The 14,808-nt window shown below is 64.4% G+C and carries 12 protein-coding genes and 1 pseudogene; 2 read left to right on the top strand and 11 right to left on the bottom strand.

The genetic code is table 11. The features are described 5' to 3' along the window. Window position 1 precedes the first annotated feature (1 nt). From galU to FJ471_RS04720, 5 genes and pseudogenes are all read right to left on the bottom strand, one after another. Window positions 2–898, bottom strand: a complete 897-nt coding sequence (gene galU, locus FJ471_RS04740; protein ID WP_140802007.1) for a UTP--glucose-1-phosphate uridylyltransferase GalU — start codon at window positions 896–898, stop codon at window positions 2–4. 46 nt (window positions 899–944) lie between these two features. Continuing rightward, window positions 945–1,914: pseudogene (locus FJ471_RS04735) on the bottom strand (glycosyltransferase family 2 protein). Next, complete coding sequence (locus FJ471_RS04730; RefSeq protein WP_140802005.1) at window positions 1,904–2,842, bottom strand: glycosyltransferase; 939 nt, start codon at window positions 2,840–2,842, stop codon at window positions 1,904–1,906. Before FJ471_RS04730 ends, FJ471_RS04735 begins: the two are co-directional and overlap by 11 nt. Next, entirely contained in the window at window positions 2,842–3,825 is a 984-nt protein-coding gene (locus FJ471_RS04725) for a glycosyltransferase family 2 protein (RefSeq protein WP_140802004.1), read from the bottom strand. Before FJ471_RS04725 ends, FJ471_RS04730 begins: the two co-directional genes overlap by 1 nt. A 23-nt stretch (window positions 3,826–3,848) precedes the next feature. Then, window positions 3,849–5,024, bottom strand: a complete 1,176-nt coding sequence (locus FJ471_RS04720; protein ID WP_140802003.1) for a glycosyltransferase family 4 protein — start codon at window positions 5,022–5,024, stop codon at window positions 3,849–3,851. Between the two features lie 196 nt (window positions 5,025–5,220). Here FJ471_RS04720 and FJ471_RS04715 point away from each other — a divergent pair, with 196 nt between their 5' ends. Further along, the gene (locus FJ471_RS04715) at window positions 5,221–6,717 is read left to right on the top strand and encodes a lipopolysaccharide biosynthesis protein (protein WP_140802002.1); all 1,497 of its coding nucleotides are present in this window, start codon (window positions 5,221–5,223) and stop codon (window positions 6,715–6,717) included. A 39-nt stretch (window positions 6,718–6,756) separates the two neighbouring features. Continuing rightward, window positions 6,757–7,779, top strand: coding sequence for a phosphoribosyltransferase (locus FJ471_RS04710; RefSeq protein WP_140802001.1), 1,023 nt, complete (start codon window positions 6,757–6,759; stop codon window positions 7,777–7,779). Between the two features lie 109 nt (window positions 7,780–7,888). On the opposite strand, the gene FJ471_RS04705 is transcribed toward FJ471_RS04710, so the two are convergent. The 6 genes from FJ471_RS04705 to FJ471_RS04680 form a co-directional block, all read right to left on the bottom strand. Further along, window positions 7,889–8,968 (bottom strand): glycosyltransferase, encoded by a 1,080-nt coding sequence (locus tag FJ471_RS04705; RefSeq protein WP_140802000.1) that lies wholly within the window; start codon window positions 8,966–8,968, stop codon window positions 7,889–7,891. Between the two features lie 59 nt (window positions 8,969–9,027). Continuing rightward, on the bottom strand, window positions 9,028–10,248 hold the full coding sequence (locus FJ471_RS04700; protein ID WP_181179167.1) for a glycosyltransferase family A protein: 1,221 nt from the start codon (window positions 10,246–10,248) through the stop codon (window positions 9,028–9,030). A 93-nt stretch (window positions 10,249–10,341) separates the two neighbouring features. Then, a complete protein-coding gene (locus tag FJ471_RS04695) occupies window positions 10,342–10,785 on the bottom strand; it encodes a hypothetical protein (RefSeq protein ID WP_140801998.1) in 444 nt (147 codons plus the stop codon). A gap of 11 nt (window positions 10,786–10,796) precedes the next feature. After that, window positions 10,797–12,245, bottom strand: coding sequence for a GMC family oxidoreductase (locus FJ471_RS04690; RefSeq protein WP_140801997.1), 1,449 nt, complete (start codon window positions 12,243–12,245; stop codon window positions 10,797–10,799). Between the two features lie 90 nt (window positions 12,246–12,335). Then, window positions 12,336–13,667, bottom strand: a complete 1,332-nt coding sequence (locus FJ471_RS04685) for a UDP-glucose/GDP-mannose dehydrogenase family protein (protein WP_140801996.1) — start codon at window positions 13,665–13,667, stop codon at window positions 12,336–12,338. Between the two features lie 131 nt (window positions 13,668–13,798). Next, window positions 13,799–14,671: a glycoside hydrolase family 16 protein gene (locus FJ471_RS04680; RefSeq protein ID WP_140801995.1), complete on the bottom strand. Its 873-nt coding sequence runs from the start codon at window positions 14,669–14,671 to the stop codon at window positions 13,799–13,801. Window positions 14,672–14,808 lie beyond the last annotated feature (137 nt).

Here is a 14,808-nt window from a genome sequence, read left to right as displayed (position 1 = left end):
ATTATGCGGCTACTTCCCGGCGCTCATGCGACCGGACGAATTGCTGCAGCATCTCGAAGACAGGCCCCTTCATGTCGTCGCGCGCCAGGGCAAACGCGATGGTGGCCTCGATGAAGCCTTCCTTGGAGCCGCAGTCGAACATGCGGCCATCGAAAGGCTGGGCGTAGAAGGGCTGGCTCCGGGCCAGGCGCACCATGGCGTCGGTGAGCTGGATTTCATTGCCCGCGCCGCGCTGCTGGTTGCCGAGCAGGGCAAATATCTCCGGCTGCAGCACGTAGCGGCCGTTGATGTAGAAATTCGACGGCGCCTTGGCCGGTGCGGGCTTTTCGACCATCTCGGTGACCTTGAAGCCGGAACCGACCTCGTCGCCACGGCCGACAATGCCGTATTTGCCGGTTTCGGCCGGGTCGCAGCGCTCGACGGCGATCACATTACCGCCTGTGCGCTGGTAGAGATCGACCGTTTCGGCGAGGCAGCCGCGCGCGCCGAAGGACACCATGTCGGGCAGCAGCAGCGCGAAGGGTTCGTTGCCGATCACGTCGCGCGCGCACCATACGGCGTGGCCGAGACCCTGCGGCGACTGCTGGCGAATGAAGGAGGTGGCGCCGGCCATCGGCAGCAGGCTCTCCAGCGATTCGAGCTGCGCCTTCTTTCCGGTCTGTTCCAGCGTGCCGATCAGTTCAGGATGCAGGTCGAAATAGTCCTCGATGACCGCCTTGTTGCGGCCGGTGACGAAGACAATGTGCTCGATGCCGGCCTCGAAGGCCTCGTCGACGGCATACTGCACGACGGGCTTGTCGACGACGGGCAGCATCTCCTTCGGCATCGACTTGGTCGCCGGCAGGAACCGCGTTCCGAGCCCCGCGACCGGGATGACTGCCTTCCTGACTTTCTGCATCTGATATTCCTTCTGAGAGAAAAAGATTTCTACTTATCGCTGGCTATCAAATCGCCCGCATGCTTCGTCTCCCCGCCCCGACGGCGAACTTGTGCCGCAATCCTTCTCAGCCGGACCGCGATAGGCATGCTCATATGCCCGATCGCGGCCGGATCCCTGATCGCCGCGCCGATCGCCTTGAGCGGCGCGCGCGCCTTGATGTGCTGAACCAGGGACAGGAACGACGCTGCCTTGCGCAGGCTGCGGCCGCGCCTGGCGAAGGCCGCCCGGGCGCCGCTGTCCATGGGATATGCCGCCGCGAAGGCGGCGTCGGCGCGCATCATTGCCTCGACATGATGCAATTCGAGCACCCGCGAGATCGAGCCGGTGCGGATGTGGTAGACATAGCCGACGGTCGGCTCGACCACGCAGCGGCCGCCGCTGGCCAGCGCGCTCGCCAAAAGAATGTAGTCCTCGCCGATGCGCAGCTTCTCGTCGTAGCGCAGCCTGTTGTCGTCGAGGAGGCGGCGCTGGAAGATCGGCTTGAGATAGCCGAAATTGAAGCGCGATTCGAAGACCAGATTGCCGGCGATGTAGTCGGCGAGCGAAATTTCGCGCAAGCCTTCGAGATAGCCGGCCGGGAACATGGTGTCGTCGGGCGTGCCGTCCTCGCGCACGACCTGCACATTGTCGACCGCAATCTGGGCACCCGCCGCTTCGGCGCGGGAGATCATCGTGGCAAGGCGGTCGGGAAGCACCGCATCGTCGGAATCGAGCACCGCCACCCAGCGGCCCCTGGCGAGGTCGAGGCCGGCATTGCGGGCGCCGCCGGGACCACGATTGGCGGGCAACGCGACCACCTTGACGATATCCTGCGGATAGCCGCGCGCCACATCCAGCGTGCCGTCGCGCGACTGGTCGTCGACGACGATGACCTCGACGGTCACGCCAAGTTGGGCGATCGCGCCGGCGATGGCGCGGTCGAGAGTGGCCTCCGCGTTATAGGCGGCGATGACGAAGCTGACGTCAGGCTGCACGCTTGTTCCCTTGTTCTGGCGAAGTGAGGCCGTACTGGCGGATTTCGCGGACGCCGACCAAACCGCTGACGACACCAACGTGCATAATGCCGCGCAGCACGCTGCGGTTCCGTCGCACCGGGCTGATCGCGGTCAAAATCGCCATGCCGAAGCAGTAGGCGGCCTTGGCCGAAGCCAGCCCGACCTGGCCGGCGCGGCGCACGCCGCCGGTGCCGTGCCCGATCAGATGGCCATGCGTCTGGCCGAAACGGAAGCGGCGGCGGCGCAGCCAGTCGAATGCGGCCCTGGCGCGGGGCACCACCTCGTCGACGAAGGCATCAGGCGCAAAGGCGATGCGGCCGCCGGCCTTGACCATGGCATCGAAGAACTCGGTATCCTCGCCGCCGGTCTGGCCGCGCGCCAGGCTGAAGCGACGGCCGCGCAGGCTCGCATCGGTCATCCTGAGCAGGACGTTGCAGGTGTAGCCGGTGCGGATCTCGCCGCGCACCCAGACCGGCAAGGTCGAGTGGAAGTCGCCCTCTTGCATCCAGGCCGGTGCGTCCTGGCGATAATGCGCCCGCACCGGTCCGAGCACGGCCGCGGCGCCCGTGGCATCGGCCGTCGTGACCAACTCGACCAGCCAGCCGGGCGATGCCGTCTCGTCGTCGTCGATGAAGGCGGCGAAGTCCGAAACGCTGGCATCGAGGCAGGCGTTGCGGGCGATCGAGATGTTGCGCGCCGGCGCGTGGCGATAGCGGACCGGCAGCCTCAGCTCCTCGGCCAGTGCCTTCACCAGCTTCTGGGCGCTGGGCTCGTCGTCATTGTCGGCGATGACGATGCCGATCTCCAGTCCCGCGGGCTTCTCCAGCGCGGCGACCGAGCGCAGCGTGTCGGCCAGCTCCGGCCGGCGGAAGGTGCAGATGCAGATATCGATCGAGCGCCCGGCCATCACGCCACCTTGCGCTGCGAGCGCGGCGTCAAAAGCTGCTGCCAGAAGCCGACCGACCAGCCGAAATGCATAACCATGGCCGAGACCCCGGCCAGCGCGATGCTGGCGTTACGCTGGCGTATCGCCGTCGCCAGGCCGTAGCCGAGACACACCGCCGCCCACAAAAGGAAAGGCACTGCCGCCAGCCAGTGGACGAAGGAGAACAGGGCGAGCAGCACCACCGGCGCCACCAGCAGCGGGATCATCTGGCGGACCTTCGGCACCATGCGATGCTTCAGCACGTTCCTGGCGCGGCCGCGGCCATAGCCGAGATACTGGAAATAAAGGCTCTTCAGCGTCGAACGCGGATAGTAGACCATCTGCGTCCTGCCGCTCATCCAGATGCGGTAGCCGGCCTGGCGTAGCCGGTAGTCGAGCTCGGCGTCCTCGTTGTGGCTGAAACTCTCGTCATAGCCGCCGACATCCTTGAACGCGGCGATGCGCATCAGCGCGTGATGGCCGTGGTCGACCCATTCGCCCTCGGACATATGCCGGTGCTTCGAGCCGCCGGTGCCGAGCTTGGAATTCTGCGCCGCCGCGACCGCCTTCTGCACGGCGCCGGTGCCCGCGGTCAGCATCGAAACGACGACCGAATCGGCGCCGGTGGCAAGCGCTTCCTCGACCAGCCGGTCGCAGTAATCGTCCGGATAGCCGCCATGCGCGTCGATGCGGATCAGGTAGTCGGCGCCTTCGCCGAGGGTCGCCACCGCGAGATTGATGGCGGCGCTCTGCAGGCGCTTCGGGTTGGCGAGCAGGATAACGCGGGGATCCTGCGCCACGACCTTTTCGACGATGGCCTGCGTGCCGTCGTCGCTGCCGCCGTCGGCGACGACGATGCGGCCGCCAAGCTGTGCCGCCGCGGGCCGCAACTGGTCGAGCAGGCCGCCGATATGGGCTGCCTCGTTGAGGCAGGGAATGACGATCAGGATCGATGCCCGCGTCATCGGTTCTTGTGCGTCTCCCGCCATCACGCCGCCGCCTCCGTCGTCGCAAAATTTGAAGGCATCGCGGCAAGGCCGCGCAGTTTGTCGACGAAGGCTGCGCAGTCGCTGCGGTCGTAGCTCCAGATCCTGGGATTGCGCGCCAACACCCGCGACTTCAGGCCGCGATATCGGTCCTGATCCATCCGGCCGAGCATCGTCTCGATGGCTTCAGGCGTGGCTTCGGACAGGAGCACGCCTATGTCCTGCCCCTTGAGGAACCTGCCGGTTTCGGTGCCGGCCATCGAGATCGGCACGGCGCCGAAGCGGCAGCCCTCATAGAGGCGGTTGGGAAGCAGCCATTCCGAATTCTGGCCGGCCTCGAAGAAATCGATCGCCCAGGAGAAATGCACTTCCCCGTAGATGGCCGCCATGTCCTCCGGGTTGCGGTAAGGCCCCTCGAACGAAAGCCAGGGCTCGGCCTCGACGAAACCGCGAAAGTCCGGGAATTCGGACAGCGCCGGGCGGCCCCTGAGCACGACCTCGAAACGCCCGGCCTGGCGGCGGGTGAAATCGGCCAGCAATTCCAGCGAGCGGCGGCAGCGCAGCGCGCCGAACCAGCCGATGCGCCACGGCGGCGTCGCCGGGCTGTCGTCCTCGAAAGACTGCGCGGCGACAACGGACGCCGCCTCGAAATATTTGTTCTCGATCAGCTCGACGGGCGCGCCGATCTGCCCGAACGGCTCGAAATAATTGGCGATGAAGGCGGGCGAACTCGTCACCAGGAGCTTCACGTCGCGGGCGAGACGACGCTCGGCGCCGCGCAGCGTCCTGCCGACGAAATCGTCGCGCAGCACAAGACGATGGATATCGAGGCATTCATAGACGATCGGCATGCTCCCTCCGAGCGCGCCATTGGCGCGGCGGGCCAGCGCCAGCATTTCGAGGTTGCGCGCGATGATGAGATCGGGCGTGGGCATGGCGCCCAGCTTCGCGCCGATCGACATGGCTGCCTTGGCGACCGCGCCGAGGCGTTGCGCGAATCGGCCGTCGCGCGTCGCGCCGAGGTCGACAGGCTCGACACCCTCGATCTCGGCGACCGGGCTGGTGGTGCGGCGGAAGCCCGCCAGGGTGACCCTGGCGCCGCCTGCCTTGAGCATCTGAACCCTCCGGCGCACCGCCGGGTCGGATACGTCATGCACAAGGTACAAGACATGCAGCATGTAACTCGACCGCTGTTGGGCCCACCCATCGGGGATGCTAGTACAGCTTTTGCTGCATCGCAACAATTTTGGTGCGGCGTAGCAAATGCCCGCACATTTTTTGTTGCACTGCAAAAACGTATTGCGGTAGCTTATGCATGGCGGCGGGCGCCGGTCTCGACGATGTCGGACCGATGCAAGATCAGGGATCCTGAATTTGGAAACCAGTGCATTCGATCCGCCTGAGGGCTCGCTGCGCAAATCGGTCGGACGCGGCGCGGTCGTCACCGCGATAGCGCAAGGCGTGCGGGTGGCGACGCAGATCATCTCCGTCATCGTGCTGTCGCGCTTGTTGTCGCCGCAGGATTTCGGCGTCGTGGCGATGTGCGCGCCGGTGCTTGCCTTCATCGCGCTGTTCCAGGATTTCGGCCTGACCCAGGCGACGATCCAGAAGACCGGCATCCGCCACGAGGAAGTCAACTACCTGTTCTGGATCAACGTGGCGGTGAGCACGCTGCTTGCCTGCGTGCTTGCGGCTTCGGCGCCGCTGGTAGCCGCCTTCTATGGCGAGCCGCGCGTGACAGGCCTCGTCGCCGCCTTCGGCCTGCAGATCATAGCCTATGGCCTGGGGGCCCAGCATGTGGCGCTGCTGACGCGCCGCATGGAGTTCACGCGGCTGGCCATCATCGACATCGCCAGCGCCATCGTCGGTGTCGGCGTCTCGATCGCCTGGACCTTCATCGACCGCTCCTATTGGGCGCTTTTCGCCGGCACGCTGGCAAGCGCCGTGCTGCCGACGTTGTGCTACTGGTACTCTTCGCGCTGGCGTCCCGGCCTGCCGCGCAAGGTCGACGGCATCGGCGCGCTGATCAATTTCGGCGCCGGCATCACCGGCTTCAATTTCGCCAATTTCTTCGCCCGCAACCTCGACAATGTGCTGATCGGCAAATACTGGGGCGAGGCGCAGCTCGGCCTCTACGACCGCGCCTACAAGCTTCTGCTCTTCCCGCTCAGCCAGATCACCAATCCGCTGGCGAAGGTGATGGTGCCGGCGCTGTCGCGATTGAAGGACGAGCCGGACCGCTACCGCAGCGCGTATCTGCGAGTCATGCCGCTGATCCTTCTGGTGGCGCTCCCGGGCGTCGCCTTCGCCACCGCCATGTCGGACACGCTCATTCCCTTCGTGCTCGGCGAGCAGTGGCGGGGAAGCGCGCCGATCTTCCTGGCGCTGGGCTTTGCCGGATTGCTGCAGCCGCTCAACAACCCCGCGGGATGGCTGTTCGTAAGCCAGGGCCGCTCGGGCGACTTCATGCGCTGGGGCATCGTCACCGCGGTGACCTCGGTGCTGGCCTTCGCCATCGGCCTTCCCTACGGCGCGCTCGGCGTCGCGGTCGCCTACGCCATCAGCGAGTATATGCGCACGCCCTTCCTGTGGCTCTATGTCGGCAGGCACGGACCGCTCAAGGCCAGCCATGTGCTCCACGCGGCCTTGCCTTTCGTGCTTGGCGCGCATGTGGCGTTCGGCCTGGTCTGGATCGTCAAACCAATGCTGCAGGCGCCGCCCGTCGTCGCGCTGGCCGCCGGCGCGGCGCTCTCCTATGCCGCCACCATTGTCGTCGCGCTCGCCTTCGGCGCCGGCCGCGACGCGCTTCGCGAGGCCTTGCGGCTGGTCCCGGCACGAGGGTTTTCCGCCGCCCCCAGCGGGGCGAAATGAGCCCGCGCGACACGCTGATCTCAGAACAGGGATAACCGCATGAACTACCGATCGATTTCAGACATGAACGACGCGATCGTGCGCAACCTGCACCGGCTGCCGCGCGATATCGACCTGGTCGTCGGCGTGCCGAGGAGCGGCATCCTCGCCGGCACCATGGTCAGCCTGATCGCGAACATCCCGATGACCGATCTCGACAGCTTCCTGGCCGGCAGGATCTATACGTCCGGGATCACCAAGCGCTGGGCAGGCCTCGACCGGCAGGCTTCCGAGATGCGCAAGGTCCTGGTGATCGACGACAGCATCATCGGCGGCACCGCCATGCGCGATGCGCGCGAAAAGGTCGCGGTCAGCGGCATTAAGGGCGATTTCATCTTCGCCGCCGTGTTCGGCCTGTCGCTGCAGCACGAGGAAACCGACATGGTCTTCGAGGCCGTGCCGCATCCCAGGATGTTCCAGTGGAATTTCATGCATCATATGTTCCTCGAGCAGTGCTGCGTCGACATTGACGGCGTGCTTTGCCTCGACCCGACCGAGGACGAAAACGACGACGGCCCGGCCTACGAGAAATTCCTGGCCGAGGCGCGGCCGTTGCTCGCGCCGACACGCAAGATCGGCTGGCTGGTGACGAGCCGGCTGGAAAAATACCGCAAGCTGACCGAGGCATGGCTCGCCAGCCGCGACATCAAATACGATCATCTCATCATGCTCGATCTGCCGAACAAGGCCGAGCGGCAGCGGCTTGGCGCGCATGGCAGCTTCAAGGCCGAATTCTACCGCAAATCGGACGCCATCCTGTTCATCGAGAGCGAGCACGAGCAGGCGCAGAGGATCGCCAGGCTCTCCGGCAAGCCGGTGCTGTGCGTCGAAACCAACGTTGTGAGCCTGCCCGACCCGATGTCGCTGCCGGCGCTGCAGCAGGCGGCGCGCAACCTGCCGGCGCGGCTGAGGCAGATCAATTCGACCGACGGGCGAAAGCAGGCCGTCAAGGCGACGGCCCGGGCGCTGCTCGGCGAGCGCGGCTACGCGGCCCTGAAGAACCGGGTGAAGCGCCCGGCGTAGAGCGTTAAAGCGCGTCGCGATCTTTCAGATTCGCTCCTTGCGCTTTAGGCTTTTGATTTTGCGCATGTCTTTGCCTCGAAACCGGTTCCCACTTTCGGGAGACATGCTTTTAGGCCGCGCGCCGGACGCCCTGCCGGGCCGCCCTTTCGAGCAGATCGAGAAACACAACCAGCTGCCGCGCCGGATCGAGTTCCGGGCGTTTGGAGAAGGCAACAGCCGCGGCCGATAGCCGTTCGTATTCCTGGCGATCGTTCCACAGGCGCCTCACCGCCGCAGCCCAGTCGGCGAGCGGGGCGTCGTAGTCGAGCACCACGCCGCCGGGCCCGATGGCTTCCGGCAGGCCGCCCCGTTTCGATCCGACGACAGGGATGCCGCTGCAATGCGCCTCTGACGCGACGCGGCCCCAGGCTTCCTCCCATTTGCTCGGGGCAAGCAGGATCCTGGTGCGGCCATAGACCGTCTTCATGTCGTTGGTGCGGTTTTCGAGCGTAACGTTCGGAAGCGGCGCGATGGTCTTGTCGATGCGGGCGCGATGGTCGTCGTCCAGCTTCCAGCTTTCCAGGAAAAGGAACGGGATCTCCGGACAGGCAGCCGCGATCCTGACCGCCAGGTCGAAACCCTTCTCCTCGTAGGGGTTGATCATGGTGACGAATTCGCCGGTCGTGTGCGTGCAGTAGAGCGCGTCGTTGATGGTCGGCGGAAGCACGATGGACTCGATGCCGAATTTTTCCTTGTAGGTGCGCGCCGTGAACTCCGAATTGGCGATGAATAAGGCCGAACCGAGCTCACGCGGATCGCCGGCGAGCTCATGGAATTCGACATTGTGGAGATAGACGACCAACGGCACCCCTTCGGCCAGAAGCGCCTTTCCGAGCAGGACCGACTTATGGCACTGCACGACGGCGACGTCGGGTCTGGTCTTCCCGACGGCGAAACCGGCCGCTTCCCAGGGGAACCAGGCGCGCATCACCGGATAGCCTGGAAAAGTGTCGACGACCGCGGGCTGCCGCAGCAGCTTCATCTTGGCGCGCGCCTTGAAGCCGAACATGCCGTCGCCGAACAGCGAGGCGAGGACCGAGGCCTGGTGACCGTGCTCGATCAGCTGCTCGACCAGATGATGGGTGTTGGATTGCACGCCGCCGGTAAACTCGGGGATGTATCCGTTGCCGCTTGCAAAAAGCACTTTCATCGGTCGGCTCCTAATTCGGTCCAGCGTTGTCCGGCAATCCGGCGCTCAATTGCAGGCCGTCAGCTTGCGCCGCGCAGCAACGGAAGCTTCGACGTCATCGCCCGACAGAGGCGCCCGACCGAGCCTGAAAGAGACAACGTCGAGTACTCCCGCCAGAGCCTCGATGCAGGAACCAGTTTTCCCGCCTTCAAATCGCGGACGAGGAAATGCGGGAAGGAGTGCATGTATTCCCTGACGATATCGGTCTTCAGGGCTCCCGCCTTCCATCCCTTCACGGCCGAGACGAATTCGTCGGCGGGGGCGGTGGCCAGGCCCGTGTCGTAGGCTTCGAAGGTGCGCCGCACGATGGCGCGTTCCTTGTCGCTGAGCGACGTCTTTCCGGCCCGCTCGGCAAGCAAGGCATAGCGGCGGATATCCTCGGCCGCGTGGTGCCATAGGCCCTTCCTGGCCATGATGCTCGAGCGCTGCAGCAGCGCCTGCATCTCGAGATCGGCCGTCTTCGGCAAGGCCTGCTCCGAGCGGTCGAGATATTCATGCAGATCGACCGATTTGTAGATCGCTTCCATGATCACCCGGTCGTACGAGCCCCAGGCCTTGATCCGGTCGGTATAGGAAATCACCACCTTGGTGCTGCCGCGCACCATGTCGTGCTGGCGCTGGAAGAACATCAGGCCGTCGACCCTGACGCCCTTGAACCGCCGCGCCAGCCTCAGCATCATCTCGTAGTCCTGCGACCGGACCAGGGTCTCGTTGAAGCCTCCCACCTCGTCATAGCATTTGCGGCGCACCAGGAGGCCCGGCTGGTGGACGTGGCAATATTCGAGATGGGACGGGAAGAAATTGTCTTGGGCGACATGGCCGAAGGCGACGATCTCGTAATCCTGCTCCGCGATCTGTGCCGAACGCTGGAAACGCGCATATTCGCCGAAAGCGAAGTCCGCCGCCGAATCCTGCTCGAAGGCAGCGAGAAACCGCTCGAGCGCCGTCGGATGCGCGACGTCGTCGTCGTCGAATATCCAGACGAAATCTCCCCTGCAGTGCTTCAGCGCGAAATTCAGCGCCGTCGACTTGCCGCCATTCTCCTTGCGGTAATATTCGACCGGCGCGGGAAAAGCGCCCGCCACCGCGCCGGTGTTGTCCGTCGAGCCGTCGTCCACGATCAGGATCTGATCCGGCACCACAGTCTGCCGCAGCAGGCTGTCGATGGCTTCGGGCAGGAACTTTTCCCGGTTGAAGGTAGGGACGATGACGGTGACCGTCGGTTTGCGCTGCGCAGCCATTGGGGACCTCATGCTAGAGCAATTCCAGGAAAAGTGCGGGACGGTTTTCCGTCCGGAATTGCGTGAAAGCAAAGAGCTTCTGTTCCGCCTGCCTTACGCATTCTGCGGTTCCAGATTGGCGAAGGGATTGGTGCATGGATGCCAGCCGGTGAAGCGGATCGGATCGTCGGGCGAGCTGCGCCAGGCATAATCGGTCAGCATGTGGAACTCGGCGATGACCCAGCGGTCGAAATGGCGGAGGTCGCGCCGCTTGTCCTGGGGCAGCAGCTCGCGCGCCTTGCCGAGCTTCACCGTTTCCGCCAGCGTCACCACGTCCGCCACCTTGGCGCTCGGGAATATCCAAGGGTTGCGGTTCTGGAATTCGAGCACGAACTGCTGCAGGTGTTCGATGCGCATGTTGAGCGGGCCGAAATATTTCTCCAGCGTGACGCGAACCAGGTCCTCGTCCGAGAAGGACGAGACGGCAGCGGCCGCGATGCCGGTGGAGGCAATCCCGCCGGCGACGATGGCCAGTGCGGTGCGGCGCGTGATCTTCATCGGGCTCTCCCTCATGCTGCCAGCTTGCCCGCCGCCCGCAAGGACAGGGCAGCCGCGGTCAGGCTTGGATTGGCGCAGGAACAGCTCGGATAGGTGCTGGTGCCGACAACCACGAGGTTCCTAAGCTGGTGATGGACCATGTCGCGGTCGACCACGGAGTCGGCCGGGCCCGTGCCCATGCGCAGCGTGCCCTGCACATGCGATTCGGTCGGCCTTATGCCGCGATCGAAAATCTCTTCGACCGGCAGCGGCTTGAGCAGTTCCGGCAGCCTTTCCAGCGCTTTCGCCATGCCCTTGGTCGCATAGTCCGACGCGCCCTTGAAGGTCACGAAGGCGTTGTCGTCCTTGTCGAGGATAACGCGGTTTTCCGGATCGAGCAGGTTCTCGGTGACAATGACCAGCGGCAGCACCTGCCGCAGCCGCCCCGGTTCGGCGCGCATGCCGTGCTGCCAGCGGTTCTCGAAATAGACGAGCGCCGCCGCGTGCTCGGCGCGATGCGGGCCGTCGTAGAGGCCGAAATTCAGACCAGTGGTGATGGTCGAGCCGTCGAAATTGTCGACGCCGCCGAGATAGGCCTCGTAATTCCAGCCATAGGATTCGTGCAGACCCAGGCCGACGAACTCGCCGCCAAGTCCGGAGCGCAGCAAGATCGCCGGGCTCTGTATGGCATTGGCGCCGAGGATGAAGAGATCGCCGCTGACCGAATATTCCTTGCCCTGCTGCGTGAAGACGACGGAACGGACCGCGCCGCCGACATGGTCGAACCGGCGCACCTCGACTCCGAGGCAGACCGAGACCTCCGGATGCTGGAAGACATGCATCAAGCCGTTGTTGACGGTGAACTTGGCATCCGCCGGGCACAGCCAGCATCTGAGATTGGCGCAGCACGAGGCGCGCTGCGACGTCGCCACGCGCGCCCGGGCGGTCGGCATGACGAAATGCTGATCCGGCTGCGCCGCCTTCATCATGCGGTCGGGCGTCGACATGCGGTGCGGCGGCTGCGGAAACGGCCGCGAGCGCGGCAGCATTCGCGCCATGTCGGGGTCGCCGGAGATCGACATGATCTCCTCGGCGTCGCCGTAGAACGGCTCGAGCTCGTCATAGCTGATCGGCCAGTCGTTGCCGACGCCGTAGGTGCTCTTCAGCTTGAAGTCGTTGGGGTGGAAACGCGGCGTCTGCGCGAACCAGCAATTGGTGCCGCCGCCAAGGCCGATCGTATAGTTCCACGGCTTGTCGGCATTGTCGGTCTTATAGGTGCTTTCGTCGTCGATGTCGGTGTTGGCGTTCTGGCTGAGCTGCCACTCATGCGTGTTGTGGCGGCCCCATTCGAGCACCAGGACGCGGGCTTTGCGCCGTTTCAGGAATTCGTGCAGGAAGAAGGACGAACCGAAACCGGATCCGATGACGACGAGATCGAAATGCTCGCTGGCGATTTGTTCGGGCCGAACGTCGAGCACCATCAGATCGAACCCTCCTGCTTTGCGCGCATGGTCATTGTCGGCCCCGCTGTCGTTCGCGGCGGCGGCTGTCCTCGAGGCTTGCGGCCATCGTCATGCCGCCATCCTGCCGATCGAGAAATATTCGATGCCGTAGCGCGCGATCACCTTCGGATCGTAGAGGTTGCGGCCGTCGAAGATGACCGCCGTCGTCAGCGCGTCCTTGAGCGCGTCGAAGGACGGCGCGCGGAAGCTCTTCCATTCGGTGCAGATCAACAGCGCGTCGGCGCCGCGCAGCGCCGCCTCCTTGGTGCCGCACAAGAGCAGGTCGTCGCGCAGGCCGTAGATCGCCTGGCATTCCTGCATCGCCTCCGGGTCATAGGCCTGCACCTTGGCGCCGGCCGCCCACAGCGCTTCCATCAGCGTGCGCGACGGCGCCTCGCGCATGTCGTCGGTGTTGGGCTTGAAGGCGAGTCCCCAGACGGCGAACGTCTTGCCCCTGAGCGCACCCTTGAAATAGTGGTTGACCTTGTCGAACAGGACCGACTTTTGCGCATTGTTGCGCTCCTCGACGGCGCGCAGCAGCTTGGCATCGAACTTGACACCCTCGGCGGTCTTGATCAGCGCGCGCACGTCCTTCGGAAAACAGGAGCCGCCATAGCCCAGGCCGGGATAGATGAAGTGGTAGCCGATGCGCGGATCCGAGCCGATGCCCTTGCGCACCTCCTCGATGTCGGCGCCGAGCTGCTCGGCGAGATTGGCCATCTCGTTCATGAAGCTGATCTTGGTCGCCAGCATGCAGTTGGCGGCGTATTTGGTGAATTCGGCGCTGCGCACATCCATCACGATCATCTTCTCGTGGTTGCGGTTGAACGGCGCGTAGAGCTCGCGCATCACCATCTCGGTGTCCTCGCTGAAGGTGCCGACGATGATGCGGTCCGGCTTCATGCAATCGGCGACCGCCGAGCCCTCCTTGAGGAATTCGGGATTGGAGGCGACATCGAAGGCGAGATCCTCGCGGCCGCGCTTCTTCAGCGTTTCGGCGATCCTGGCCTTCACCTTCTCGCACGTGCCGACCGGCACGGTCGACTTGCCGACGACGATCTTGGCGCTGTCCATCTCACGGCCGATGGTCTCGGCGACGGCCAGCACATATTTCAGGTCGGCCGAGCCATCCTCGCCCGGCGGCGTGCCGACCGCGATCATCTGGATCTGGCCATGCCGGACCGCCGCTGCCGCGTCGGTGGTGAAGCGGATGCGGCCGGCCGCGTGGTTTTCCTTGACGAGGGCTTCCAAGCCGGGTTCGAAAATCGGGATCAGGCCCTGGTTGAGCCGCTCCACCTTCTTCTCGTCGATATCGACGCAAACCACCTCGTGGCCGACCTCGGCAAGCACTGCGGCCTGGACGAGACCGACATAGCCAATCCCAAACACCGTCAAATTCATTTGGTTCTATTCCTGTCAAAGGCCGGGCCGCAAAAGCGGTCCGGCCGGTTCAGATGTCCCCCAGGCCCGACGGCCTAGCTGGTTCGGCATGATCTTACCCCAAAACCGGTTCCCACTTTTGGGGATCATGCCTAGTTGGAATTACTTATGCTGCATGCCAGCGATTCCGGAAACTGGCATGGCTGACCCAAGGCGGTGAAAGCGACGCGCTTGACCTCCATGGTCACCTTGCTGCCGGGATCGGTGAAGGCGCCCATCCAGTTGGTCAGCTTGTCGCTGCCCCAGAGGCTGAAGAAGATTTTCTGCGAATGGGTGGGCAGATCGTCGGGGTTGGTCACCTCATGGACGAGCTTGCCGTTGACATACCAGCGCAGGCGGTCCTTCTCCCAGACGAAGCCGTAGTCGTTGAAGCCCTTGTCGGCGCCGCCTTCGACGTCGACCAGCTTGCCGTTCTTCGGCTTGCCCTGGATGTAGCTGTTGACCTGCACCTTCGACGGATCCTTGGTGAGGACCTCGAAGTCGATCTCGTCCCAGGGCTGTTTGTCCTGCGGGCCGATATAGGAGAAGAAGGCGGCGTTGAGGCCCGAGCCGGTGCCGGTCTTCATCCGCGCCTCATAGACGCCGTAGCCGTAGCGCTGCTTGGTCTGGATCTCGGCGCAGGCGAAATCGCGGTCCTTCAGCTTGCGCTTTTCGAAGCCCAGCGACAGCACGCCGTCGGAAAGCCGAACCAGATCCTTCGACCAGGTGCAGTTCTGATGGGCGCCATTAGTCCAGCCGTCCGAGACGAACCAGCGGGACTGGTTGAAATTCGAGAAATTGTCGACGAAGGACGGCGCGCTTTGCAGCTCTTGCTGCGCCTCTTGCGCGTGCGCCGGATGCAGGCTCGCCGCGATCGCAAGCAGGGCGCCGACCACGCCGAGCCGAAGGTTGGTTAATCCGCTCCCTGGCGCATGCGATATCGCGCAAGCCGCCACGGTGGAGGTGTTGTCTGGATCTGCGTTCATAACAAACTCACCTTGTGTTGTTCCGCCCCAACCCAAAGTCATCCTTGGCCCGCCTGAGCGAGCCCTTCCGATCCTCCGCCTTTGAACTCCGCTCTGTTCCTTGTTTTTACGCAATTCCGGACGGAAAACCGCTCACA

Origin of the sequence: Mesorhizobium sp. B2-7-1 (assembly GCF_006440735.1) — a bacterium.
GTDB lineage: Bacteria > Pseudomonadota > Alphaproteobacteria > Rhizobiales > Rhizobiaceae > Mesorhizobium.
Note: the sequence above shows the minus strand (reverse complement) of the source record. Positions and strands in the feature narration are given on the sequence as shown.